Source organism: Mesorhizobium onobrychidis, assembly GCF_024707545.1.
Taxonomy (GTDB): Bacteria; Pseudomonadota; Alphaproteobacteria; order Rhizobiales; family Rhizobiaceae; genus Mesorhizobium; species Mesorhizobium onobrychidis.
The window spans coordinates 1,209,224-1,233,263 of record NZ_CP062229.1 but is presented as its reverse complement, the minus strand read 5'-3'; the positions used below and the strand labels follow the sequence as shown (position 1 = coordinate 1,233,263).

Below are 24,040 nucleotides of genomic sequence, written 5' to 3'. Positions count from 1 at the left end.
CATCGTGCTAGCGACCAATGTGCCTATCGCCGACGGCCTTCAGGGTTGCCAATGCCCACGCATTGGTATCTTTTCCCGCCGTTCAGATTCAGCGGAACCCGCCATGTCCTTTCAAAAACTCGACGACCTCGGCCACAAGCTCGAAGCACTGGAGCATGCGCTCGCCGTTCTCGGCGCCGACGAGGCGACCCACATGGCCGTCGGCGGCGGCGAAAAGCGCGCCGAGGCGATGTCGGCGCTGGCCGGCATGCATCACGCCAGAGCGACAGCGCCGGAGATCGCCGACTGGATCGCAGCCGCCGAACAGGAAACGCTGAACGAAGAACAGCAGGCAGCGGTCAAGGAGTTCCGGCGGCAATACACCAACCTGACCTGTCTGCCGGTCGAATTCGTCGAGCGTCAAACGACCGCGCGCATGCGCTCCGAGCAGTTGTGGCGCGACTTGCGTGCAAAGAACGACTGGGCAGGTTTTTTGCCGGCGCTCGAAGGCGTCGTGGCGCTGGTGCGCGAGGAAGCAGCACTTCGCGCCGACGTGCTCGGCCTCGATCCCTATGACGCGCTGATGGAGCAATACGATCCCGGCAACCGCGCCGCCGACATCACGCCGGTCTTCGCCGAGCTGAAGACCTTCCTAAGGGATTTCGTGCCGGAGGCACTGGCCGTGCAGGAAGAGCGGCTGGCGAAACATCCGCTGAAGCCGCTTTCGGGCAGCTATGCGATCGAAAAGCAGCGCGAGCTTGGCCTCGCCATGATGGCGGCGGTCGGCTTCGACCTCACCCACGGCTCGCTGTCGGTATCGCATCATCCGTTCTGCGGCGGCGTGCCGAGCGACGTGCGCATCACCACCCGCTACAGGACCTCCGATTTCCTGTCGGCGCTGATGGGCGTGCTGCACGAGACCGGCCATGCGCTTTACGAACAGAACCTGCCGAAGGCGTGGGCGCACTGGCCGCTCGGCAAGGCGCGCGGCATGGCCGTGCATGAAAGCCAGAGCCTGTTCGTCGAAAAGCAGATCGGCCGCAATCCCGAATTCTGGCGCTGGGCGCTGCCTGTGGTCGAACGGCACCTCGGCGAGATCTGGTCGATCGACGACATTCTGCCGCATGTGCATCGGGTCGAGCGCGGCCTGATCCGCGTCGACGCCGACGAGGTCACCTATCCGCTGCATGTCATCCTGCGCTACGAGCTGGAGCAGGAGCTTGTCTCGGGACGGCTGGAGGCCGCCGACCTGCCCGAGGCCTGGGACGCCAAGATGCGCGATTATCTCGGCCTGTCGACCATCGACAACCCCGCCGACGGGCCGATGCAGGACGTGCACTGGCCGGGTGCCGCCTTCGGCTATTTCCCCTCCTACACGCTAGGCGCCATGATGGCGGCGCAGCAATGGGCGGCGCTGACCAGAGATCATCCCTCCGCCGACGAAGACCTCGCCAAGGGAAATTTCGCGGCGATCAACGACTGGCGCCGTGACAGGATCTGGTCGCAAGGCTCGCGCTGGTCGACGCCCGAACTGCTCGAACGCGCCACCGGCGAGAAACTGAACGCCGCGCATTTCACCGATCACCTGAAAAAGCGGTATGGCGCCTAGGGCCGCATCCTCCGACCCATCCCGCCTGACCGATCATTGTTCTCAAAGACACCGCATGATCCGCCGTTCTCGGTCCCAGCCGAGCCACCCTGCCTTGCAGGACGCAATTTACTTTTCTATCACTAATGGTGTTCGACTGTAATCTGGCGGGGCGTACAGGGGTATGGGGCGGGCAGGGCACTTTCAGGCGGCGACAACAGTGGTCGCCAGACTATTGGCAAGACTCACAGTATTGATCGTCATTTGCACGGTCTGCTGGCCGGCCATGGCCGGTACGAACGTGCACAAGGGCAGCCTTGGCAACTGGATCGAGCAAGTCGCGCTTCCCATGGCCGATCCACAATTCGACAGCCAGATCAAGAACGGCATATCCAACCTGCTGTCGGATTTTCAGATCCGGAAGCGCCCCGGAGGATTGGAGATCTTCGACCGCTATGCCTACAAGATCGTCGACCGCACTGGCCTGGAACGCGGCGCTGCCATAAGTTTTGAATTCGATCCTGCGACGTCCGAGGTCACCGTGAACTGGATCGACATCATTCGTGACGGCGTGGTGATCAAGCACCTTTCCGATGCTGAGTTCGACGTGTTTCGGCGCGAGAGGGATGCGGAGAAGGGCCTCTTCGATGGTTGGCTTACCGCTTACGTGAACATCAACGATGTCCGGGTCGGAGACATCGTCGACTATGGCAAGACCACGGTCAGGACTCCGATCATCGGCACGGATCTTCTTTTCCATTCCTTTGCCGTGGCTTGGGACGAACCAATCGCTCTGATCCGCGAAAGAGTGACGTGGCCAACGGTGCAGCCCCTGAATTTCCGACAGGTCAGGACGGACATGCGCCCGGGTGTCGAGTCTACCGGAGAAACGACTACCTATCTTTGGCAAAGCGCCAACCCGACTCCCGTGAAATCGCAGGAATATCTGCCGCCGGACTTTCGCACATATCCATCCATCGAAATCTCCTCGACATCGAAATGGCAAGATATCGTCGACACGGTTCTTCCATATTATCGGCTGGACCAGGAGCTGCCGGCAGAGTTCGCATCGAAGCTCGATGCCATTGCCGCCAAGTACAATGCGCCCGAAGACAGGATGATCGAGGCAATGCGGTTGGTCCAGGACAACATCCGCTATGTCAGCCTGTCCATGGGCCGTGGTTCCTACATCCCGCGCAGCCCGACGACAGTGGTGGCAAGCGGTTTCGGCGATTGCAAGGACAAGGCGCTGCTTCTCGCCTCCAGCCTGCGGCGACTGGGAATCCAGGCGGACGTGGCTCTCACGGATCTTGATGAAGGGCTTGCTCTCGCCACGATACTTCCGACGATAAGGGCGTTTGACCACATCATCGTAAAGGTCGTCATCGACAGCCAGACGTTCTGGATCGACGCGACCAACTACCTGCAGGGAGGCAGGGCAGATAATCTTGTACCGCCCGACTACGGCTTTGCGCTGCCCATCGTCGCCGACAACGCGGCGATGGAAAAGATAGACCGAAACGAGCTCTACCAGCCGACCACCTTTGTGAACGAGGTATTCGATTTTCCCAAACGCAAAGGCGAGCCGCTCAAACTGACGGTTACCACGACCTATTGGGGCGCGGATGCCGATAGCATGCGCTATAAGCTTGTCTCGCAATCGGCGGCAAAGATCGCGGACGACTATCTCAAATATTACAATCGCCAGTATCCCGGAATGAAAAGCCTGGGGCCGTTGGTGACGAACGACAGCCGCGACAAGAATCTGGTGTCGGTAACCGAATCCTACGATCTGTCGGCAGACGATCTCGACGCCGATAACCTCGCCAAGGAATTTGCTCTGAAATCGGATGTCGGCATCAGATATCTGCCGGAGCCCGACCTCCTCGAAAGGAGCGCGCCAATCTGGCTAGGCAGCCCGATCTTTCGACGACACCGGTGCACGGTCAGAAATCTGAAGGCCCACTTCGTAGGCCCCGAGGACAATGACGACGTGATTACGCCCTACGTTGCATTCAAGGCTCGTTGGACGAGCACCTCCACCGAATTTCAGGTCGACTGGTTTCTCAAGACCATCAACGGTCAGGTTCCCGCCAAGAGCATCGGCCCCTATTTGAAATCCCTCAGGAAGATCAACGACAACTCGGCTTGGAACTACAATTTCGCCTATTCGGACGCCGAAGCGAACTGACGCCAGTGGAAAGGCCTACTCCGCGGCACCCTTGAAAGCATTCGCCCCGGTTTCGAACTGCAGCTTGGCCAGCCGCGCATAGATGCCGCCCTTGCCAACGAGGCTCTGGTGGGTGCCTTCCTCGACGATGCAGCCGTCATCCATGACCAGGATCCGGTCGGCCTTCAGCACCGTCGCCAGCCGGTGGGCGATGACGATGGTGGTGCGGCCCTGCATCAGCCGCTCCAGCGCCGTCTGCACCAGCGTTTCGCTTTCGGCGTCGAGTGCCGAGGTCGCCTCGTCGAGCAGTAGGATCGGTGCGTCGCGCAGAATCGCGCGGGCAATCGCCACGCGCTGGCGCTGGCCGCCGGACAGCGTCACGCCGCGCTCGCCGACCTGGCTGGCATAGCCTTTCTCGAGCTTCAGGATGAACTCGTCGGCAAGCGCATCCTTGGCCGCCGCCTCGATCTCGGCGTCGCTGGCGTCCGGACGGCCGAAGCCGATATTGTCACGCGCGCTGGCCGCGAAGATGGTGACATCCTGCGGCACAATGGCGATGCGCTCTCGTATGGCGACGGGGTCGGCCTCGCGCACGTTGACGCCGTCGATCATGATCTTGCCGATCTCGGGGTCGTAGAAGCGCAGAAGCAGCGAAAAGACGGTGCTCTTGCCGGCGCCCGACGGGCCGACGATCGCCACCGTCTCGCCGGGCTTAACCTGGAAGCTCAGACCGTGGACGGCGGCGCGGTCGGGCCCAGCGGGATAGGAGAAGGACACATCGTCGAAACTTATTGCGCCTCTGGCCGTCGCCGGCAGCGGTTTCGGATGCGCTGGGGCCTGGATCGCGGGCTTCTCGGCCAGGATCTCGGTCAGCCGTTCGGCAGCACCCGCCGCCTGGGAAAGCTCGCCCCACACTTCCGACAGCGCGCCGAGTGCGCCGGCGGCGAACACCGAATAGAGCAGGAACTGGCCGAGAGTGCCCGGCGACAGCGTGCCGTCGAGCACGTCGCGCGAACCGAACCACAGCACCGCCACCACCGAGGAAAAGATCATGAAGATGGCGAAGAAGGTGAGGAAGGAGCGGGCAAAGATCGAGGATCGCGCCGCCTCGAACGCGGCTTCCACGGCAGATGAAAAATGCCCGGTGACCAGCTTCTCGTTGGTGAAGGCCTGCAGCGTGCGCACCGCGCCGATCTGCTCGCTGGCATAGGCCGTGGCGTCGGCCAGCGTGTCCTGCGCCAGCCGCGATTTGCGCCGCACCGAGCGGCCGAAGGCGACCAGCGGCAGCACGATCACCGGGATGGCGGCGATGACAAGACCCGACAGCTTCGGGCTGGTGAAGACCATCATCGCCACGGCGCCGAGACCCAGGATGACGTTGCGCAGCGCCACCGATGCGGTGGCGCCGACCGCCGACTTCACCTGTGTCGTGTCGGCGGCCAGCCGCGAGACGATCTCGCCCGACTGGGCGGTATCGAAGAAGGACGGCGACAGCGTCGTGACATGGCGGAACACGTCGCTGCGGATGTCGGCGACGACGCGCTCGCCCAGCGTGATGACGAAATAGTAGCGGCTGGCTGACGCCGCAGCGAGCAAGGCAGCCATCACCACCAGCATGGCGAAGTACTCGGCGATGAAACTGGAATTGGAAGCGGAAAAGCCGTGATCGATCATCCGTCGTACGGCGAGCGGCAGCGCCAGCGTCGTCGCCGCCGCGACGGTCAGCGAGACGACCGCGCCAATGACCATTTTCCGGTAGCGGGTGATGTAGGGGAACAGGCGTCGCAGCGGCTTGAGCGAGCGCCTACGCTCGTCTGCATCGCCGCTGGTGTGCGCCATGACCGTTTCCTCTGGCTCTTCTGGGCATGCGCCTCAATATGCGCTTGCCGCGGCCTTGTGATTCAATTCCGGCTGATGTATAGGCTCGCCGACCGTTTTTAAAAGCCGTGGCTCCTCAATAGCTGCGGCTTCGAGTTTTAAAAAGGGGCGCATCGACGCAGGCTTTATGCCCGTCAGCAGCGCCGGCGAACCAGGAATAGCACAATGAAGACCGACATCCATCCCGACTACCACACCATCAAGGTCGTCATGACCGACGGCACCGAATACATGACCCGTTCGACCTGGGGCAAGGAAGGCGATACGATGAACCTCGACATCGACCCGACCACCCATCCGGCCTGGACCGGCGGCCAGCAGACCCTGCTCGACCGCGGCGGCCGCCTGTCGAAGTTCAAGAAGCGTTTCGAAGGTTTCGGCCTCTAAGCCGCAGGCCTTTTTCGGATCAGAAGAACCCGCCCTCGTGGCGGGTTTTTTTGTTAGCAAATGCGGCCCTATTCGCCGACCAGTTCGCGCAGCGCCATGCGCTTGTAGGCGGCGACCAGGTCGTCGCCTTCTTGCCGTCCGACCGAGATCGCCAGCCGCATGGTGGCCTCGCCCATCTGCCAGATGAGAAGCGCCGTCGTTTCCAGCGCCGCCGGATCGGCGGCAGGCCGCAGCCGCTTCAGCACCGCCGTGAGGAATTCGGCATTGGCCCGGCTGTCCGCAAGCTCGAGTTCGCGCAGCGCCTTGTCGGCTTGTGTACCCGACCAGATGTCGCGCATCACCGGCTCCGCCAGGAACAGCCCGTAATAGATATCCACCAGCTCGGAAAACGCCCGCCGCAGCCCTTCCGCGTCGCTAACCTCGGCAAGTGCTGCCGCGATGCAAGCCTGGCTTTCAGCGGTGTAGCGCTCGGCCAGCGCCCAGACGATCGCCCGCTTGTCCGGGAAGAACTGGTAGAGCGAACCGATCGACACGCTCGCCCGTTCCGCCACTTCGCCCATGCGCATGGCATCGCTGCCTTGCTCGGCGATCAGCGCAGAGGCGGCGGCCAGCATCCGCTCGACCCGCTCGCGGCTGCGTTGCTGGCTTGGCGCCCGGCGCGGCGATGCGGTCTGCTCGGTAGCCGGCGCAGTGGGGCTTTCCATGATCGTCTCCTAAACATTTGGTCAACAAATTAGCTTGACTCACAAAATACGAGGGTTTATCACATTTTGCAAATGTGAGGATTGCTCATATTTTTAACCGAAGGGAAACCGAAATGAGCGACACGATAGGGAAACCGACTTTGATCCTCGGCGGCACTGGCAAGATCGGCCGCCGCCTCGCCGAGCGACTGACAGCGCGCGGCCTGCCGGTGCGGATCGGCTCCCGTTCCGGCACGCCATCTTTCGACTGGGAAGACAACGCGACCTGGGGCCCGGCAATGCAAGGTGTGGGCGCCGTGTATATCAGCTACTATCCCGATCTTTCCGTGCCCGGTGCGGCCGAAGCGGTCGGCGCCTTCGCCAACCTTGCCGTGCAAAACGGTATCACACGGCTGGTGCTGCTGTCGGGGCGCGGCGAAACGGAAGCCCAGCGCGCCGAAGAGATGTTGAAGGCCTCCGGCGCCGACTGGACGATCCTGCGCTGCGCCTGGTTTTCCCAGAACTTCAGCGAGAGTTTTTTTCTCGATCCGCTGCTCGCCGGTGAGGTGGCTTTGCCGGTCGGCAATGTCGGAGAACCGTTTGTCGATGCCGACGACATCGCCGACGCCGCCGTGACCGCGCTTACCCAACAGGGGCATGTCGGCCAGCTGTACGAGCTGACTGGACCAAGGCTGCTGAGTTTCGCCGACGCGATCGCCGAGATCGGCAAGGCAGCTGGCCGCAACATCGGCTTCAAGCAGATTTCCCATGCCGAGTTCGCCGCTGCAATCGCCGCGCACGAGCTGCCGGCCGAGTTTGCCTGGCTGCTCAACGAACTGTTCACCGAGGTGCTCGACGGCCGCAACGAGGCGTTGGCCGACGGCGTCGAGCGCGTGCTCGGCCGAGCGCCAAGGGACTTCTCCGCCTACGCAACCGAAACCGCCGCTACGGGCATCTGGAGTGACTGACGTGATCATGAAACTGTTTCCCACCCTAACCTTCGTCGCCGCGCTCGGCTCGGGCGTCGTCGCTGGTGTCTTCTTCGCCTTTTCCAGCTTCGTCATGCCGGGCCTCGCCCGCATGCCGGCCGCGGGCGGCATCGCCGCCATGAATTCGATCAACGTCACTGCGGTGACGCCGATGTTCATGACCGCGCTTTTCGGCACCGGGCTGGTCTGCCTAGTCCTCGCCGTCGGCGCCATTCTCGGCTGGAACCAGCCGGGTTCGTTCTGGCTTCTCGCCGGCGCCCTGATCTATCTCGTCGGCGACCTGATCGTGACGATGATTTTCAACGTGCCGCTCAACAACGCTCTGGCCGCCGTCGATCCTGCCAGCGCCAACGGCGCCGCCGTGTGGACCACCTATCTCAGGGACTGGGTGATGTGGAACCACGTCCGCACCATCACCGCCATCGTGGCGCTGGGCTGCTTCATCGTGGCGTGGGGTGAATGAGGGCAGAAATGCAAAAGACCTTGCGTCAGGCAGGGTCTTCTGACTTATGGCCCTTACGATCGGCATGACCGAGATCGCGGTCCGGATCGATCACGTCGCGAACCAGTTGCTTGAGCCTCGCGGCATCGGGAAAGCCGCCGTCGCGCTTGCGGTCCCAGACCAGCGTGTCGTTGCAGGAAATGGTGAAAATGCCGCCGGTGCCGGGCACCAGCGTCACCTCGCCCAGATATGTTCCGAAGGTCGACAGCAGCTCCTGCGCCATCCAGCCGGCCCGCAGCAGCCACTGGCACTGCGTGCAATAAGTGATGCGGACGCGGGGCAGCAGCGCTTGTTCAGTCATGTCTGGCTGAGCTCCGCTCGCCCCTAGTTGACCTCCGCTCATGCGGCGCTGAGCTTCGCCATGGTCTCGTCGTCGACCTCGAAATTGGCGTAGACGCTCTGCACGTCGTCATCGTCCTCGAGCGTCGCGACCAGCTTCATCAGCGACTGTGCCCGCTCCTCGTCGACCGCAATGTTGGTTTGTGGCTTCCAGATCGGCTTCACGGATTCAGCCTCGCCGAGCGCGCCTTCCAGCGCCTTCGACACCTCACCCAGATTCTCGAAGGCGCAATAGATCGTGTGGCCTTCCTCGTCCGACTGGACGTCGTCGGCCCCGGCCTCGATCGCCGCGTCCATGACCTTCTCGGCACTGCCAACCGACGCCGGATAGAAGATCTCGCCGACACGGTCCCACATGAACGACACCGAGCCGGTTTCGCCCATCGCCCCACCGGCTTTGGTGAAGGCGGCACGCACATTCGACGCCGAGCGGTTGCGGTTGTCGGTCAGCGCCTCGACGATCAGCGCAACGCCGCCTGGCCCGTAGCCTTCGTAGCGCACGGCTTCGTAAGTCTCGGCGTCGCCCATCGACGCCTTGTTGATGGCGCGCTGGATGTTGTCCTTCGGCATCGACACCGCTTTGGCGTTCTGCACGGCAAGACGCAGGCGCGGGTTCATCGACGGATCCGGCGTGCCGCTTTTGGCGGCGACGGTTATTTCGCGCGCCAGCTTGGAAAACATTTTCGACCGCACCGCGTCCTGGCGGCCCTTGCGGTGCATGATGTTCTTGAACTGTGAATGGCCAGCCATGGCACTCCTGTCGTCTTCTTGGCAGAGCATCCTGCAGCGAGACCTCGCCTTTTGCCAAAATGCTCGAATTCAAAATTGCAGAACGTCCCTGGTGCGTCCGGATGGACGTACGGCGCTCTATGTCGGAATGGCCGGCTTATAGATAAATCGGCTCAATTCGTCCAGCCGCGCCGTAAGGGTGGTGCGGCAACGTACCCGCCAGCTGCATTCCTGCGGCCATTTCACCCCTCCAGATCGGATTTCAGCTGGTCGAGAATGCTGATCGCATGCGTGGCGTACTGGCTGATCCAGCGGTCGTGGATCTGCTTGATCGGCAGCGCATTGAGATGGTTCCAGCGTTCGCGCCCCTCGCGCCGCGCCACCACCAGGTCGGCTTCCTCCAGCACTTTCAGATGCAGCATGACGGTGCAGCGGTCCATGTCGGGAAAGGCATCGCACAGCATGCCGGTGGTCCGCGGCGCGTCCTTCAGCTCGTCCAGCAGCGCACGCCGGCGCGGATGCGCCAGCGCCTTGAAAACATTGTCGTCCTGCGCTTTGCTTGACATGTTATATTTTTATAACATAATACCGATCCGATCAAGAAAGGAGCTGTGGATATGTCTCTTGGATTCAGGGTTTCTGGCCGCATCGGCAAACCGGTCGCCGAAGTCTTCGACGCGGTCGTCAATCCGACGAAGCTCAGCGGCTATTTCACCACCATCGGCGGCGCCAGCGCGCCTCTGGTGGCCGGCACTGGGGTCGTCTGGTGGGGCAAGGTCCCGGTCGAGGTCGATGAGGTGGAGAAAGACAGCCGCATCGTGCTGCGCTGGGACGCAACTGACGCCGACGGCAAGCCGGCTTACAAGACGCGCATCGAGATGAATTTCGAGCCGCTGGACGATGGTGGCACCTTCGTCACCATCGCCGAGACCGGCTGGCACGAGGACGCGGTCGGCCTGAAGAAGTCTTACCTCAATTGCGAGGGCTGGTCGCAGATGCTGGCCTGCATGAAGGCCTATGTCGAATACGGCATCAATTTGCGCGACGGCTACTATCGCAGCGAGATGAAGGGTGAACCCGCGACCGAAGACAATATCTGAAGACGGAGGAAAGAATGGCTGCGAAGATCAACGGCGGCATCAACATCGCCATGAAGGTGCCGCCACACCAATACCAGGAGACGATCGCCTTCTACCGCGATGTCGTCGGCCTGAAGCCGTTCACGGCCAAGGCGCCGGCTGTTGGTTTCGAACTCGGTCCCAATCGCCTGTGGATCGACGAGGCGCCGATGCTGAGCCAGGCCGAGGTCTGGCTGGAGCTGTTCACCGATGATTTTCCGGCCGCCGCCGATCATCTCGCCAAGGCCGGCGTCGTGCGCTGCGACGCCATCGAGGCGCTCGGCGAGGGTTTTCGTGGCGGCTGGATCACCAATCCGGCCAACATCATTCACCTGGTGCGCGAACCCGACGCCTGGTGACAGAAGCCTGTTCGGAAAGGAGGACGATATGGAAACCCGTGAGAAACCGGTCGCCGAAGCCGGCATGCTGATCCGGCGGCCGGTCGCAGAAGTGTTCGAAGCCATCGTCGATCCGGCGATCACGCCGAAATTCTGGTTCACTTATGGCAGCGACAGGCTGGACAGCGGCAAGGAGGTTCGCTGGGAGTGGCGCATGTATGGCGTCTCGACGCCGGTCACGGTCAGCGAGATCGTCAGGAACGAAAAGATCGTCATGCAATGGAGCGATCCGCCGACCACGGTGGCCTGGACTTTTACCGAGATGCCGGGCGGCACGACCTTTGTCGAGGTTCGCAATTTCGGTTTTGCCGGCAGCCCCAATGAACAGGTCAAGCAGGCGATCGGCTCGACTGATGGCTTCACGCTCGTGCTCGCCGGCGCCAAAGCGTGGCTGGAGCAAGGCCTGACGCTTGGCCTGATCGGCGACCGTCATCCGAAAGGTGTGCCGGCAAGTTAAAACACATCGGCTTCAGTAAACCGACGCGCTGCTCAGTGCCCGCCGGCCTTTGCCTTTCTCCGACGCCGCGCCAGCATGTTGAGGCCCTCGACCAGCGCAGAGAACCCCATAGCGGCGTAGATGTAGCCCTTCGGCACATGGAAGCCCATGCCGTCGGCGATCAGCGTCATGCCGATCATCAGCAGGAAACTCAGCGCCAGCATGACGATGCTCGGGTTCTTGGCGATGAAGTTGGCGAGCGGTCCGGCCGCTAGCATCATCACGGTGACTGCTACGATGACGGCGATATACATGATGGCGATCTCGTCGGTCATGCCGACCGCGGTGATGATCGAATCGATCGAGAAGACGAGGTCGAGCAGCAGGATCTGGAAAATCGCGCCGGCGAGCGAAAGCTGCAGCGTCTCGCCCATCATTGTGTCCTGGTGATCCTCGAGGTCGACCGTGTGGTGGATCTCCTTGGTCGCTTTCCAGACGAGGAACAGGCCGCCGGCGATCAGGATCAGATCGCGCCAGGAAAAGCCATGGCCGAAAGCGGTGAACACCGGCGTCGTCAACTGGACGATGATCGAGATGGTGGCAAGCAGGACCAGCCGCATGATCAGCGCGGCAGAAATGCCGAGCCGCCGGGCGCGGGCCCTTTGTGCCTCCGGCAATTTGTTGGTCAAGATCGAGATGAAGATCAGATTGTCGATGCCGAGCACGACCTCCAGCACAATCAGCGTCAGCAACGCTACCCATGCGGTCGGATCGGAGACAAAGGCCAAATGTGGCGCCAGGAATTCGATGAGCTGCATGGAGGTCGTCCCCTCTTACGATCTGAAGCAGGCGTAGCCGGCAATTAGGTACTACAATCGCTTACATCAATGTCACGACCAGAAAGATGGCGCGGTTTCCTCGAGCCGCGGTCCGCGGCGAAACGGCGCAATCCGCTCGGTCAGGCCGCTGCGATCCGAAATGTCGACGCCGACGCCGCACAATGTCGCCGGGCCGGTCGCCGCCTCGAAGCGTCCTTTCGGCACCTTTGACAGAAACCGGTTGAGCGGCTCCTCCTTGTCCATGCCGAGCGAGGAATCATAGTCGCCGCACATGCCGGCGTCTGAGATATAGCCGGTGCCGCCATTGAGGATATGGTGGTCGCCGGTCGGCTGGTGCGTGTGGGTGCCGACGACCAGACTGGCGCGGCCGTCGACGAAATGCGCAAAGCACATTTTCTCCGAAGTCGCCTCGGCATGGAAATCGATGACCACCGCATCGGCCTGCTCGCCGAGCGGACAGGCGGCAAGCTCGCGCTCACCGGCCTGGAACGGATCGTCGAGTTCAGGATGCATGAACACCCGGCCCATGATGTTGGCGACCAGAACGCGCGCGCCGTTCCTAGCGATGTAGACGCCGGAGCCCCGCCCCGGCGTGCCCTTGGGGAAATTGGACGGACGCAGGAAGCGTTCCTCGCGCGGCGCGAAAGCCAGCGCATCGCGCTGGTCCCAGACATGGTTGCCGGTGGTGACGACATCAGCGCCCGCCGAGATCGTCTCGCGAAAGATCTCTTCGGTGATGCCGAAGCCGCCGGCGGCGTTCTCGCCATTGACTATGACGAAGTCGAGTTTGAAATCCGAGATCAGGCCGGGCAGTTGTTCCCACACCGCCGTGCGTCCCGTCTTGCCGACCATATCGCCGAGGAAGAGAAGTCTCATATAAGCATGATCCCGAACCGAAGGTCAGCGAAACAAAAAGCTGCATGACTTTCGGAAAAGACCATGCGTCCAGGAACTTATCTACAATTTCGGCGCGAACCGGCGCAACCCGTTCTCGGTGAGTATTTCCGAGATGATCACGTCATGCGGCTCATCCGGCACCAGCGCCACCTCCTGGCAGTCGAAAGCAATGCCGATCAGCCGCGGCGGCTGCCCCTTGTCGACCAGCCGCGCGATCGCGCGGTCGTAATAACCGGCGCCGTAGCCGATCCGGTGGCCTCGTGCATCGAAGGCGGCAAGCGGCACCAGCATCACCTGGGGATCGAGCACCTCGGCCTCTTCATGCGGCCCGACGGTCCCGAACCCCATGTCGATCATCGGTACGCCGCGCACCAGTTCGCGAAAGACGATGGTGGTCTTGTCGAGAATCGCCGGCAGGCAAAGCCTTGCTCCCTTTTCGCGCAAGGCGAACATCAGCGGCCGGACGTCGACTTCCGAGCGCATCGGCCAGAAGCCGGAGACGATCTGGCCCGGCTCTATCGCAATGCTGTCCCGCGCGGTCTCGGCCATTTCGAGCGCTGCTTCCACCCGCCAGAACGGATCGAGCGCGTCGCGGCGCCCGAGTGCTTCGCGGCGCAATTTTTTTTTCAGGTCTTTCAAGGATGTCATGCGCCGACGGTAGAAAAGGTAAGATTTGGATGGAGTTTTAGGAGCGACGTTTCTACCGCATGATCCACCGAAGTGTCAGCGGTTCGGTGAAAAGATCATGCGAAATGAGATCAGCGGAGCGAACTTTTCGTTTCGTGAGCACCGCACAAAACGGCGCGACGACAAAATCCGCCAAATATGGCCTTTTCGATGGGTGACGATCCACACAACCGGTGGAGAGAGCGATCCCGGGAACCTACAAAGTAGGTGGGCGCCGTATGAGAAAACCCACGGGTCTTCCCAGGGACAGCTCCCTAGGGATCATTAAGGCCCCGGGGAAAATGTTCTCCTGCCGGGAAGCGCAGACCGTCACGACCAATATAGGCTGACGATCGGCCAAGCGCCAGAGAGACGGCCATGCTCCGTGGCTTAATTCGTCACAAGGTCCTGCCTTGCAGCTGCGCGGCACGAGGTTTCACCGCGCCCTCGCCGCGGCGCCTTGCACAGGCTGGGCCGTCTCCTTACGGTTGCCATGAAAAACCGAGGAGCAGGAATGCGTTTCGAAGGCACGGCGGCCTATGTCGCCGACAAGGATCTGATGGTGGCGGTCAATGCGGCGATCGCGCTGGAGCGGCCATTGCTGGTTAAGGGCGAGCCCGGCACCGGCAAGACCGAACTGGCCAGGCAAGTGGCGGCCGCGCTCCGCCTCGAACTGATCGAATGGCACGTCAAGTCGACGACAAGGGCGCAGCAGGGCCTCTACGAGTATGACGCCGTCTCGCGGCTGCGCGACAGCCAGCTCGGCGACGAGCGCTTCAACGACATCAGGAACTACATCAAACGCGGCAAACTGTGGGACGCCTTCGCCGCAGGCAAGAAGGTCGTGCTTCTGATCGACGAGATCGATAAGGCCGATATCGAATTCCCCAACGATCTGTTGCAGGAACTCGATAGGATGGAGTTCTTCGTCTACGAGACCGGCGAAACGGTCCGCGCCGCTGTGCGCCCGATCGTCATCATCACCTCCAACAACGAAAAGGAACTGCCGGACGCTTTCCTGCGCCGCTGCTTTTTCCACTATATCCGCTTTCCCGACGTCGAGACGCTGCACCGGATTGTCGACGTGCACTATCCCGGCATCAAGCAGAACCTGGTGCGCGCCGCACTCACCCAGTTCTACGAGATCCGCGACGTGCCAGGTCTGAAAAAGAAGCCATCGACCTCCGAGGCACTCGACTGGATCAGGCTCTTGGTCGCCGACGACATCGCCCGAGGATTTGCGCGCCGACCCGAAGAACGCGCTCCCCAAACTGCACGGCGCGCTTTTGAAGAACGAACAGGACGTCCATCTGTTCGAGCGCCTGGCATTCATGGCGAGAAGGCAGGGGTGAGGAGCGGTCGGCCAAAGGCCGACGAAAAGCCAACGATTTGGCTTTTCGAGCGACGAACGCCCGGAGCCATAGCGGAGGGCCGGGCATGCGGCGGGCGGACAGCGCTTTCCCGTTGCTGGACCGTTGCCGCGGGCCGGGCACCGAGGCAGCTTGGGCCGAAAGCTTCGGAAGGAATGAAATGACCGAGATCACCGTCCGCCCACTGGCACAATCCGACCACGCCGACTGGCAGCGCCTGTGGACTGCCTACCTCACCTTCTACGAAACCAAGCTGCCGGAAGAGGTCTACGCCGTCACCTGGAAGCGGCTGTTCACGGCGGGTGAGTTCGAACCGAAGGGTTTTGTCGCCACCCTCGACGGCAAGGCGGTTGGCCTGACACATTATCTCTATCACCGCTCTTGCTGGTCGCAGATGAACAACTGCTATCTGCAGGATTTGTTCGCCGACCCGGATGTGCGCGGCAAGGGCGTCGGCGCCGCCCTGATCGAAGCGGTCAAGCAGGAAGCCGGCAAGGTCGGCGTCAAGAACGTCTACTGGATGACCCACGAGACCAACACCACCGCGCGCAAGCTCTACGACCACGTGGCGCGCAGGACCGGCTTCATCGAGTATGATCTGCTATAGGCAGTGCGATGTTCATCCCCTTCTTCCTCGAATTGAAGGCTGCGCGGGTTCCCGTCTCGCTCCGAGAATATCTGTCGCTGCTGGAAGGGCTGGAGGCGGGGTTGGTCGACTATGACGTCGAGGGATTTTACTATCTCGCCCGCTCGGCACTGGTGAAGGACGGGCGCCACATCGACCGTTTCGACCAGGTCTTTTCGCACGTTTTCAAGGGCGTTGAAGCGCTGGCTGGCGAAAACGCGGTCGACGTCGAAAACATCCCGGAGGAATGGCTGCGGCGGCTTGCCGAAAAGCACCTGACCGAAGAAGAGAAAAAGCTGGTCGAGGCCCTGGGCGGTTTCGAAAAGCTGATGGAAACGCTGAAAAAGCGGCTGGAGGAACAGAAGGGCCGCCACCAGGGCGGGTCGAAATGGATCGGCACCGGCGGCACCTCGCCCTTCGGCGCCTATGGCGACAATCCCGAAGGGGTTCGCATCGGCCAGCATGAGAGCCGCAACCGCCGCGCGGTGAAAGTCTGGGACAAGCGTGAGTTCAGGAATTTCGACGATGCCGTCGAGCTCGGCACCCGCAACATCAAGATCGCGCTGAAGCGCCTGCGCCGCTGGGTGCGCGAAGGCGCCGAGGAGGAGTTCGACCTGCCCGGCACCATCCACGCCACCGCCGAGCATGGCTATCTCGACGTGCAGACACGGCCCGAGCGGCGCAATGCCGTGAAGCTGCTGATGTTCTTCGATGTCGGCGGCTCGATGGACGACCACATCAAAAGCGTCGAGGAGCTGTTTTCGGCCGCCCGCGCCGAATTCCGCCAGCTCGAATACTTTTACTTCCACAACTGCCTTTACGAAGGCGTGTGGAAGGACAATCGCCGCCGCCATGCGGAGGTAATTCCGACCTTCGATCTACTCCACAAATACGGTCCGGACTACAAGGTGATCGTCGTCGGCGATGCCTCCATGAGCCCCTATGAGATCGCGCATCCCGGCGGCTCGGTCGAGCACTGGAATCCGGAGGCCGGCGTCGTCTGGCTCGGCCGTCTGCTGCAGCAATGGCCGAACGCGGTATGGCTCAACCCCGAAAGCGAAAAGCACTGGGGTTTCACCCATTCGATCGCCACGATCCGCGATATCTTTGGCGGCCGCATGTTTCCGCTGACGCTCGCCGGGCTCGAAGCCGCGACAAAGCAGCTTTCAAGGAAGCACTGAATGGATCCACGCAAAACAGGACGGCCGACCTGTTTCCTCTGCCTGCAATGTGGCGTCCAGTTCGCGGCGGCAGCGACGCCGCCGCAACATTGCCCGATCTGCGAGGACGAGCGGCAATATGTGCGCTGGGAGGGCCAGGCCTGGATCACGCCGGAAGAGCTCGCCGCCGGGCATCGGGTCGTGATGAAAGACGACGCCGGCGTGCTCGCCTTCGGCATCGAGCCGCGCTTCGCCATCGGCCAGCGGGCGCTGCTGGCACAAACCCCGCACGGCAATGTGCTGTGGGACTGTATCTCGATGGTCAGCGACGAGGCGGTGGCCGAAATCAACCGGCGGGGCGGCCTGGCCGCGATCGCCATTTCGCACTGCCATTATTATTCGGCAATGGTCGAGTGGAGCGAGGCGTTTGGCGGCGTGCCGATCTATCTGCACGCCGATGACCGTCAGTGGATCATGCGGCCGCATCCGGCTGTTATCAGTTGGGAGGGCGAGACGCGCGCCCTGAACCCCTCGCTGACACTTATCCGTTGCGGCGGTCACTTTGCCGGTGGCCAGGTGCTGCACTGGAAGCGCGACGGCGGCGACGCCATCCTGGCCGGCGACATCTTGCAGGTGACCCCAACGCGCCGCCATGTCAGCTTCATGTACAGCTACCCGAACTACATCCCGCTCAATGCGGCGAAAGTGCTCGGCATCGAGGCTGCGCTGGAGCCTTTCGCATTCGACCATATCTACGGCGCATGGTGGAACCAGAACGTCCTCGGAGATGCAAAGACGGCATTTGCAGGGTCGGTTGCGCGGTATCTCGCGGCGATCGCCTGAGGAATTCTTTGTGGCATCGAAAATATGGGCAAACGTCGTAACGAATGCCTAATTTAGGCGAACTGGGGAAGACAACCCCCAATAGCGGCATAAGCTAAGAGGCAAAAAATGGATAGTCACACCTACCCTGTCACTCGCACCGATGCCGAATGGCGCGCCCGGCTGACGCCGGAGCAATATGCGGTGATGCGCAACCACGGCACCGAGCGGCCCGGCAGCTGCGCCCTGCTCCACGAGAAGCGCGCCGGCACCTTTTCCTGCGTCGGCTGCGACCAGCCTTTGTTCGAATCCAAGCTGAAATTCGAGAGCGGCACCGGCTGGCCGAGCTTCAACGATCCGGTGCCCGGTTCGGTCGAGACGACCGTCGACCGCAGCTATGGCATGGTCCGCACCGAGTGCCACTGCGCCCGCTGCGGCAGCCATCTCGGCCACGTCTTCGAGGACGGCCCGCCGCCGACCGGCCTGCGCTATTGCATCAACGGCGTCGCGCTGAAATTCGAGCCGGCCGCCTGACTGGAATTCGACGTTGGCAAAGGACGGCTTCGGCCGGCCTTTGCCGGCAGCACCGTCCTGTCAGATCACCACCACCAGGACCAGCCACAGCACAGCCCCCAGCGTCATCAGCGAAGCCTTGACGCCGCCGGATTTCTCGGCGGTCCGCCACACCGCAAAAGTCAGAAAGAAATTATACGGCACCGGCGCGAAATGCACCGCCAGAACGAGAGCGAGCGGCAGCTTCAGCCCGAGCAGGATCAGCGCCAGCACAGACACTGCGATGTTGATCGCCGTGCCGACAAGGACAAGATCGCGCCAGAACAGCCGATCGAGCGGGGCCGTGCCTTGCCAGCGCGAGCGGAAGAAGCCCGCCGCGCGGCCTGCCTTGCCGTCTTCGCCTTCGAAAGTCTTTGGCGCACTCATCGATGCGGCCTTCTCTCATTCGATAGCCGCAGAGATGTCCAAAGCAGCAAGCCTGTCAACGCAAGTCGATCATCGGCACGCAAGCGTATGATTTGGAAGATTGTCATCAAACGGTCGTGAAACCTTTCTACGTCGCCCTTGTCGGCATCTCGGCAAAGACACCTTGCCGGAATCTGCCGCCCCCATCATCCAGTCGCCTGCCAAGGAGGTCTTGAGATGAGCGATAATGTCTACAACGTGCTGTTTCTTTGCAACGCCAATTCGGCGCGATCCATCATCGCGGAAGCCATACTCAATCGGATCGGTGCCGGCAGGTTCAAGGCCTTTTCCGCCGGTTCGCAACCGAAGGGCGAGGTCAATCCCTACGCACTGCAGCTGCTCGAAAGCCTCAACTACGATACGAGCTTCGCCCGCTCGAAAGGCTGGGACGAGTTTGCCGAGCCCGAAGCGCCGGAAATGAATTTCATCTTCACGCTCTGCGACAGCACCGCAAACGAATCTTGCCCGATCTGGCCGGGTCATCCGATGACCGCGCTCTGGTCGATACCGGACCCAGCCAAGGCAGACGGCACCGAAGCCGAACTGCATCTTACCTTTGCTGACGCCTATCGCATGCTCAACAACCGCATCTCGCTGTTCACCAATCTGCCGATGGATGCGCTCGACCATCTGGCGCTGCAACACCATCTCGACCAGATCGGCCGCGACACGCCGAAGCCGAACTAGGCCGTGAACTCATTAAATCGAGGCTGACAAGAAATGCACGAGCTTCCGGTCTCCAAGACCGTCACCGACACCGCTAGCGCGGTCCACTACGACGTCGTCACCAAGTTACTGTCGCCGATGGGCCAACAGTGAAAGTGACGGGCGGGTAGAACGTGGGCGCTTGCTGAAATGAGTGCGTACGCGCGACATTTTCTGTCGGCGTCAAGTTGATGCGATCATTGGAGAAGCGCGCTGCGGGTTTCTTCGACCCAACCGTCCGCTTCTATCTCTTTGAAAAGTTTAAGAGCGCTGTGTAGCAGTCCCTCGGCTTTATCTCTTTCAGTCGCGAGTTCAAATTTGCCAAAAGCAAGCAGGCTCTGGGCGAGTTCGGGCCGGGACTGGATTTTCTGAAGAACGTCAATACTTCGACGGAACTGCCCGTCGGCCGATTGGCGATCGCCGTTGGCCTCGTAGGCCTGGCCGAGTGCGCGGTGAGCAGCGCCGATCTCAAGCCTTGCAGTGACGCGCTCCGCGAGCTCCAACGCGCGTTCCGCGGATTGCAATCCCGCTGCAGCATCGCCTTCGGCAAGGTGCAATTGGCTCAGTGCGATATGCGGATAAATTTTGCAGAAATCGAAATCTAGGCGGCGCGCCGCCGTCTTCATTGCCGGCTCCAAAAAGGCTCGGGCATCGGAAATACGGTTTAACTTCAAACAGGCGATGGCGGCCCAACCCGAAGCCCATAATACGACGTTCCATCTCCCGTTTTCCCAAGCTGTCGATAAGTTCTCGTCGACAACCCGGACTGCGCGGTGCCAAAGCCCCTTATAAAACCAAGGCTCCGCTTCCATCGCAAACCACGAGCGCACATCCAAGTTGTGGGTGGACGCTGCAATCTCTCGGGCCATCTCCGCGAACTGCAGAGACCGGTCCAGCCTGCCGGCGCGAGCATTGTTGCAGCGGCCGGCGCCTGCAGCGAAATTACCGAGCTCTTCCAGAGCTCCGACTTGCTTCAAGAGCTTGACGGCCTTTTCGATCTTCCCGAGCGATTCCACAAGCCGTCCGGTATTACCCAGGAAGTAGGCGTAGCGACACGCGACTTCGGCCTGGAGCGCCGCGTCCCCCAAACCGGCATGTCGCTCTGCACTGACCAGCAAGGACTCTTCCAGCCAATCAACTCCTTTGTAGGACTGCAGGCGTGCTAAAGCAGCGATGTCTCCGTCAGCAAACGCGATGGCTTTGTCGACTTGGTGAAGCGCTTCGGCACGCTCTTCTTTGGTCGCGTTAGACCAACCACACCTGATTCGCGCCAGGAATGTCTCAAGGTAGGATTGCCGGTAAACCGCTGTGTCTGGAAGATGTTCAAGAGCGTGGATGGCGCGCCGGTAATGCTCGGCCGCCTCCCAACCAGCTGATCGGCTCTCGGCTTTCGCCGCAGCCAGAAGCCGGCAATTCAGGACCTCTTCCCACGCATGCGCACATTCGTAATGATGCGCCAGCAATGCGGGATCGTTGTCCAGCGACTGGCTGAGCGCACCCGCGACTCGCTTGTGCAGCTCTCTCCTCGTATCACGAAGCAAGCTGCTATAGGCAGCATCCTGAAGAAGCGCGTGCTTGAAGACGTAAGTCGCTCCCGAGGCGGTTTGGCGGGAGACCAGCAGCCCGGCCTCTACCAACGCGTCCAGAGCATTCTGGAGCGCAGCTCTGTTCAGGTCGCATATGTGCCCGAGGAGCTCGGTCGTGAACTCGCGACCAATCGCAGCTGCGGTCTGAATGACCGGCTTTCCCGTGGCCAGCCGGTCGAGCCGGGCCATAAGCAGATCCTGAAGCGATGCGGGCACATCCAGCTTGAATTCACCAGTGGCAGTTGGTTTGCCGCTTCGTGCCTCGATGAGTGTCCGAGCCATCTCCTCAAGAAAAAGCGGGATGCCATCGCTCCGATTGACAATCTCCTCAACTAGGCGCTCCGGAAGCAAGTCATCGTTTGAAAGCGAATTTAGCATTTTCTCGCACTCACGCTTGCTGATGCGATTCAACATCAGCGTCGTGACATGAGGCTGATCCGACCAGGCCACGCGGATGCCGGGGCGAGAGGTGACCAGCAGCAGAACCGGCAGGGTCTCTACCCTGTCGACCAGCCTGCTGAGAAATTCGAGCGTGGACTGGTCGCACCACTGCAAGTCCTCGAAGATGAGAACCGAGGGGCCGTTGGCGCAGGAGTCTTCCACGAGGCCCGCAAGCACGTCATAGGTTCGCTCGGTCTGTTGGGCCGCATCGAGGCTCGGCGACCCCTCTCCTCCATTCTTCGGTATTGAGAGAAAGGTAGCGAGGACCGCCAATTGCTCCTTGGTGCCGTGAGCGGACATCCGGAGCATCGCAGCAAGCCTCCTCAACTTTTCGCCAGGATCGAGGTCCAGCCGAATGTCGGCCGCCTGCTCAAGCTGCATGGCCAAAGGGTGAAACGCTCGGTCCGTGTGAGAGGGCGAGCACTGGTACGTCAGACGCGTATGCGGCCGGTCGAGGAGGCCGGCCCGCAAGGCCTCGCAAAGCCGGGACTTGCCGATGCCGGGCTCGCCCGAAATGAGGACGACCTGGCCTTCTCCTGCTTCTGCCTGCTGAAATCGTTTCATAAGCAGTTCCACCTCATCGTCACGCCCGATCAGCGGTGTACGAAGTCCGCCGTGCAGCGCCTCGAAGCGCGTCTCCTTGGGCTCTTTGCCGCTCACGCACCAAGCACGCACGGGCTCCGCAAATCCCTTCAAGGACTGCTCGCCAAGATCGGTTGTCTTGAACAGATTGCCGAGCAGCTTCCGCGTGCTCGACGCGACCACCACAGTCCCGGGCTCCGCGACGCTTTGCAGGCGCGCCGCCAGATTCGGCGTTTCGCCGACCACAGCTTGCTCACGTGCCGTACCTGCGCCGGTCGTTTCACCGACCATTACAAGGCCGGTTGCGATGCCGACACGAGCTGCAAGGGGCCGTCCTACTGCGGTGTCCAACGTTGCCACTGCCGATGTTAGTTCGAGACCCGCCTGGACGGCGCGCTCAGCATCATCCTCATGGGCGCGCGGCCAGCCGAAATAGATCAGGACCCCATCGCCCATAAACTTGGCGATGTGCCCATCCCATCGCGCGACGACTTTTGTGCAGCTTTCGTGATACACACGGATTGCGTTGGCTAGGTCCTCGGGGTCGAATTCCACCGAGAGAGGCGTCGAACCCACGAGGTCACAGAACATCACCGTGAGCTGGCGGCGTTCGGCTGACACTTCCTCCGGGGACCTAGCACGCGCGACGGGTTCCGCGACAACTTCCTCATGCTGCGCATTGTGGGTCTGTGAAAGGACGGCGATTGCATCGAGAAGCCTCCGGCGATCGCCGACCGTGGCAACGCCCATCTCCTTGAGGTCCTCCCCCGTTAAGCTTGGCAGCACATCGCGATCGATTTTGTTCCTGGCGAACGCTTCCGCGTACTCCCCAAAACCTTGGCCCTCCAGCCACTCGGCGATATCGTGCATAGCCGTTCCTCGACTGGCTACGGTCCGTTCTAAATGAGCGTCATTCCTAGTTCGCGCTATGTCGGCCGCAAGTCAATTGTCTCCGTCGGACCGGCTCACTGTCAGTTCCAAATTGGTGCTAACCCCGGAACGCAGGACGAGGCCTTGAGTGGGGAGCTGATGTGGTCCTCGTCCGTAAGTGGGTCCGAGCATGCGATATAAACTTAGCGACTCTGAATGGCGCGTCATTGCGCCGATGCTCCCGAACAAGGCACGCGGCATTCCCCGTGTCGACGACCGGCGCATTCTCAACGGCATCTTCTGGGTCTTGCGATCGGGTGCGCCGTGGCGCGATCTGCCAAAGAACTATGGTCCCCATACGACCTGTTACAATCGCTTCGTTCGCTGGCGGCGGGCTGGCGTCTGGGATCAGATCATGGATATGCTGGCTGCCAGCCATGATGCGGCGGTGCAGATGATCGACACGTCAGTCGTTCGGGTCCACCAGCACGGGGCCTGCATAGCGAATAACCGCGATCAACAAATGGGCCGTTCACGCGGTGGGCTGACAAGCAAGATTCACGCCGTCGTGGACGCCAATGGTCTGCCGGTGCGCATTGGTCTTACGCCCGGTGAGGCTCATGACAACCGGCTGTGTTCGGTTCTCCTAAGCGGGCTGCATCCACACACGATGCTGCTAGCTGATCGCGGCTATGATGCGGATTGGATCAGGGAACTCATCAGCGCGAAGGGCGCCTGGACCAATATACCGCCCAAGCGAAATCGCAAGGAGCCCATCTCTTTCAGTCCATATCTCTACCGAGCGCGCAATCTCGTCGAGCGGTTCTTCAATAAGATCAAGCAATGTCGTCGCATTGCCACCCGTTACGACAAACTCGCTGCAAACTACCTCGCCTTCGTCAAGCTAGCATCCATCCAGCTTTGGCTGCGCGTTTTATGAGTTCACGGCCTAGTAAAACCAAAGGGCTCGCTCCTCTGCCTTTCAAATTGGATGAGCCTAGCTTGGGGACTGAACTGCCCCGCACTATATCGACCGGATGGCGAAGGGCTGGACGTTTCAATCTCTGATCGACGCGAAGATGACGGTGAGGGCGTTTTGCCATCACGCGCCCTGCAACCATAGCCAGGTGCTCGACTTGGTAAAGCGGCGCGATCGATACGGACCGGACGCGCCGGCAACGGCAGATGACCTCATTCCGAAGCTGAAATGCGCCAAGTGCGGCAGCAAGAGAGTGGGGACGATCTACACTCCCGACACCAGCCCGACCGGCTACGGCAAGGCCAAAGGTGGATGATGACCGAC

General features: G+C 61.4%; 26 protein-coding genes, 1 other RNA gene and 1 pseudogene. 16 read left to right on the top strand and 12 right to left on the bottom strand.

Features of this window, described 5'->3' with window-relative positions; all coding sequences use genetic code 11:
* Positions 1-103 precede the first annotated feature (103 nt).
* Together IHQ72_RS05925 and IHQ72_RS05920 are read left to right on the top strand one after the other, a co-directional pair.
* Entirely contained in the window at positions 104-1,588 is a 1,485-nt protein-coding gene (locus IHQ72_RS05925) for a carboxypeptidase M32 (RefSeq protein ID WP_258121588.1), read from the top strand.
* A 265-nt stretch (positions 1,589-1,853) separates the two neighbouring features.
* Positions 1,854-3,758 carry a DUF3857 domain-containing protein gene (locus tag IHQ72_RS05920; protein WP_258121587.1) on the top strand — a complete coding sequence of 635 codons (1,905 nt, stop codon included), beginning with the start codon at positions 1,854-1,856 and terminating at the stop codon, positions 3,756-3,758.
* 15 nt (positions 3,759-3,773) lie between these two features.
* On the opposite strand, the gene IHQ72_RS05915 is transcribed toward IHQ72_RS05920, so the two are convergent.
* Positions 3,774-5,576: an ABC transporter transmembrane domain-containing protein gene (locus IHQ72_RS05915; protein WP_258121586.1), complete on the bottom strand. Its 1,803-nt coding sequence runs from the start codon at positions 5,574-5,576 to the stop codon at positions 3,774-3,776.
* A gap of 33 nt (positions 5,577-5,609) precedes the next feature.
* Positions 5,610-5,798, bottom strand: a complete 189-nt coding sequence (locus IHQ72_RS05910) for a hypothetical protein (RefSeq protein ID WP_258121585.1) — start codon at positions 5,796-5,798, stop codon at positions 5,610-5,612.
* Here IHQ72_RS05910 and rpmE point away from each other — a divergent pair.
* Positions 5,781-6,002, top strand: coding sequence for a 50S ribosomal protein L31 (gene rpmE / locus IHQ72_RS05905; protein ID WP_006327661.1), 222 nt, complete (start codon positions 5,781-5,783; stop codon positions 6,000-6,002). The two genes, IHQ72_RS05910 and rpmE, sit on opposite strands and share 18 nt — an antisense overlap.
* A 68-nt stretch (positions 6,003-6,070) precedes the next feature.
* Here rpmE and IHQ72_RS05900 read toward each other — a convergent pair whose 3' ends face one another.
* A complete protein-coding gene (locus IHQ72_RS05900) occupies positions 6,071-6,706 on the bottom strand; it encodes a TetR/AcrR family transcriptional regulator (RefSeq protein WP_258121584.1) in 636 nt (211 codons plus the stop codon).
* A 113-nt stretch (positions 6,707-6,819) separates the two neighbouring features.
* Between IHQ72_RS05900 and IHQ72_RS05895 the strand changes: the two genes are divergently transcribed.
* The gene (locus tag IHQ72_RS05895) at positions 6,820-7,653 is read left to right on the top strand and encodes an NAD(P)H-binding protein (protein ID WP_258121583.1); all 834 of its coding nucleotides are present in this window, start codon (positions 6,820-6,822) and stop codon (positions 7,651-7,653) included.
* 1 nt (position 7,654) lies between these two features.
* Entirely contained in the window at positions 7,655-8,137 is a 483-nt protein-coding gene (locus IHQ72_RS05890) for an anthrone oxygenase family protein (protein WP_258121582.1), read from the top strand.
* Positions 8,138-8,162: 25 nt separating this feature from the next.
* On the opposite strand, the gene IHQ72_RS05885 is transcribed toward IHQ72_RS05890, so the two are convergent.
* From IHQ72_RS05885 to IHQ72_RS05875, 3 genes are all read right to left on the bottom strand, one after another.
* Positions 8,163-8,477 carry an Rdx family protein gene (locus IHQ72_RS05885; protein ID WP_258121581.1) on the bottom strand — a complete coding sequence of 105 codons (315 nt, stop codon included), beginning with the start codon at positions 8,475-8,477 and terminating at the stop codon, positions 8,163-8,165.
* A gap of 38 nt (positions 8,478-8,515) precedes the next feature.
* The gene (locus IHQ72_RS05880; protein ID WP_023800014.1) at positions 8,516-9,265 is read right to left on the bottom strand and encodes a YebC/PmpR family DNA-binding transcriptional regulator; all 750 of its coding nucleotides are present in this window, start codon (positions 9,263-9,265) and stop codon (positions 8,516-8,518) included.
* Between the two features lie 221 nt (positions 9,266-9,486).
* Positions 9,487-9,810 (bottom strand): ArsR/SmtB family transcription factor, encoded by a 324-nt coding sequence (locus IHQ72_RS05875; protein ID WP_192360008.1) that lies wholly within the window; start codon positions 9,808-9,810, stop codon positions 9,487-9,489.
* 51 nt (positions 9,811-9,861) lie between these two features.
* Here IHQ72_RS05875 and IHQ72_RS05870 point away from each other — a divergent pair, with 51 nt between their 5' ends.
* Genes IHQ72_RS05870 through IHQ72_RS05860 form a run of 3 tightly spaced genes read left to right on the top strand, consistent with a single transcriptional unit; the run spans position 9,862 to position 11,217 of the window.
* On the top strand, positions 9,862-10,344 hold the full coding sequence (locus tag IHQ72_RS05870; protein ID WP_258121580.1) for an SRPBCC domain-containing protein: 483 nt from the start codon (positions 9,862-9,864) through the stop codon (positions 10,342-10,344).
* A 14-nt stretch (positions 10,345-10,358) separates the two neighbouring features.
* Positions 10,359-10,721: a VOC family protein gene (locus tag IHQ72_RS05865; RefSeq protein ID WP_258121579.1), complete on the top strand. Its 363-nt coding sequence runs from the start codon at positions 10,359-10,361 to the stop codon at positions 10,719-10,721.
* A gap of 28 nt (positions 10,722-10,749) precedes the next feature.
* On the top strand, positions 10,750-11,217 hold the full coding sequence (locus IHQ72_RS05860; RefSeq protein WP_258121578.1) for an SRPBCC family protein: 468 nt from the start codon (positions 10,750-10,752) through the stop codon (positions 11,215-11,217).
* Between the two features lie 32 nt (positions 11,218-11,249).
* On the opposite strand, the gene IHQ72_RS05855 is transcribed toward IHQ72_RS05860, so the two are convergent.
* From IHQ72_RS05855 to ssrS, 4 genes are all read right to left on the bottom strand, one after another.
* On the bottom strand, positions 11,250-12,014 hold the full coding sequence (locus IHQ72_RS05855; protein WP_258121577.1) for a TerC family protein: 765 nt from the start codon (positions 12,012-12,014) through the stop codon (positions 11,250-11,252).
* Between the two features lie 72 nt (positions 12,015-12,086).
* Positions 12,087-12,911 (bottom strand): TIGR00282 family metallophosphoesterase, encoded by an 825-nt coding sequence (locus tag IHQ72_RS05850; RefSeq protein WP_095495408.1) that lies wholly within the window; start codon positions 12,909-12,911, stop codon positions 12,087-12,089.
* A gap of 81 nt (positions 12,912-12,992) precedes the next feature.
* Complete coding sequence (locus IHQ72_RS05845; protein ID WP_258121576.1) at positions 12,993-13,580, bottom strand: 5-formyltetrahydrofolate cyclo-ligase; 588 nt, start codon at positions 13,578-13,580, stop codon at positions 12,993-12,995.
* Between the two features lie 194 nt (positions 13,581-13,774).
* Positions 13,775-13,930, bottom strand: a non-coding RNA gene (ssrS, locus tag IHQ72_RS05840) — 6S RNA.
* A gap of 182 nt (positions 13,931-14,112) precedes the next feature.
* Here ssrS and IHQ72_RS05835 point away from each other — a divergent pair.
* The 5 genes and pseudogenes from IHQ72_RS05835 (at position 14,113) to msrB (ending at position 18,109) form a co-directional block, all read left to right on the top strand.
* Positions 14,113-14,950: pseudogene (locus tag IHQ72_RS05835) on the top strand (AAA family ATPase).
* A gap of 178 nt (positions 14,951-15,128) precedes the next feature.
* Complete coding sequence (locus IHQ72_RS05830; protein WP_258121575.1) at positions 15,129-15,575, top strand: GNAT family N-acetyltransferase; 447 nt, start codon at positions 15,129-15,131, stop codon at positions 15,573-15,575.
* An 8-nt stretch (positions 15,576-15,583) separates the two neighbouring features.
* The gene (locus tag IHQ72_RS05825; RefSeq protein ID WP_258121574.1) at positions 15,584-16,774 is read left to right on the top strand and encodes a vWA domain-containing protein; all 1,191 of its coding nucleotides are present in this window, start codon (positions 15,584-15,586) and stop codon (positions 16,772-16,774) included.
* The gene (locus tag IHQ72_RS05820; protein ID WP_258121573.1) at positions 16,775-17,596 is read left to right on the top strand and encodes an MBL fold metallo-hydrolase; all 822 of its coding nucleotides are present in this window, start codon (positions 16,775-16,777) and stop codon (positions 17,594-17,596) included. It abuts the gene before it with no gap.
* 108 nt (positions 17,597-17,704) lie between these two features.
* On the top strand, positions 17,705-18,109 hold the full coding sequence (gene msrB / locus IHQ72_RS05815) for a peptide-methionine (R)-S-oxide reductase MsrB (RefSeq protein ID WP_027152870.1): 405 nt from the start codon (positions 17,705-17,707) through the stop codon (positions 18,107-18,109).
* Positions 18,110-18,169: 60 nt separating this feature from the next.
* On the opposite strand, the gene IHQ72_RS05810 is transcribed toward msrB, so the two are convergent.
* A complete protein-coding gene (locus IHQ72_RS05810; protein ID WP_258121572.1) occupies positions 18,170-18,514 on the bottom strand; it encodes a hypothetical protein in 345 nt (114 codons plus the stop codon).
* Positions 18,515-18,730: 216 nt separating this feature from the next.
* On the opposite strand from IHQ72_RS05810, the gene IHQ72_RS05805 reads away from it, so the two are divergent.
* Complete coding sequence (locus IHQ72_RS05805; protein WP_258121571.1) at positions 18,731-19,240, top strand: arsenate reductase ArsC; 510 nt, start codon at positions 18,731-18,733, stop codon at positions 19,238-19,240.
* A 215-nt stretch (positions 19,241-19,455) separates the two neighbouring features.
* Here the strand turns inward: IHQ72_RS05805 and IHQ72_RS05800 are convergent, their stop codons facing one another.
* Positions 19,456-22,737 (bottom strand): ATP-binding protein, encoded by a 3,282-nt coding sequence (locus tag IHQ72_RS05800; RefSeq protein ID WP_258117771.1) that lies wholly within the window; start codon positions 22,735-22,737, stop codon positions 19,456-19,458.
* A gap of 190 nt (positions 22,738-22,927) precedes the next feature.
* Between IHQ72_RS05800 and IHQ72_RS05795 the strand changes: the two genes are divergently transcribed.
* Positions 22,928-23,677, top strand: coding sequence for an IS5 family transposase (locus tag IHQ72_RS05795; protein WP_258123742.1), 750 nt, complete (start codon positions 22,928-22,930; stop codon positions 23,675-23,677).
* Positions 23,678-23,774: 97 nt separating this feature from the next.
* Entirely contained in the window at positions 23,775-24,032 is a 258-nt protein-coding gene (locus IHQ72_RS05790; RefSeq protein ID WP_258121570.1) for a hypothetical protein, read from the top strand.
* Positions 24,033-24,040: the final 8 nt, after the last annotated feature.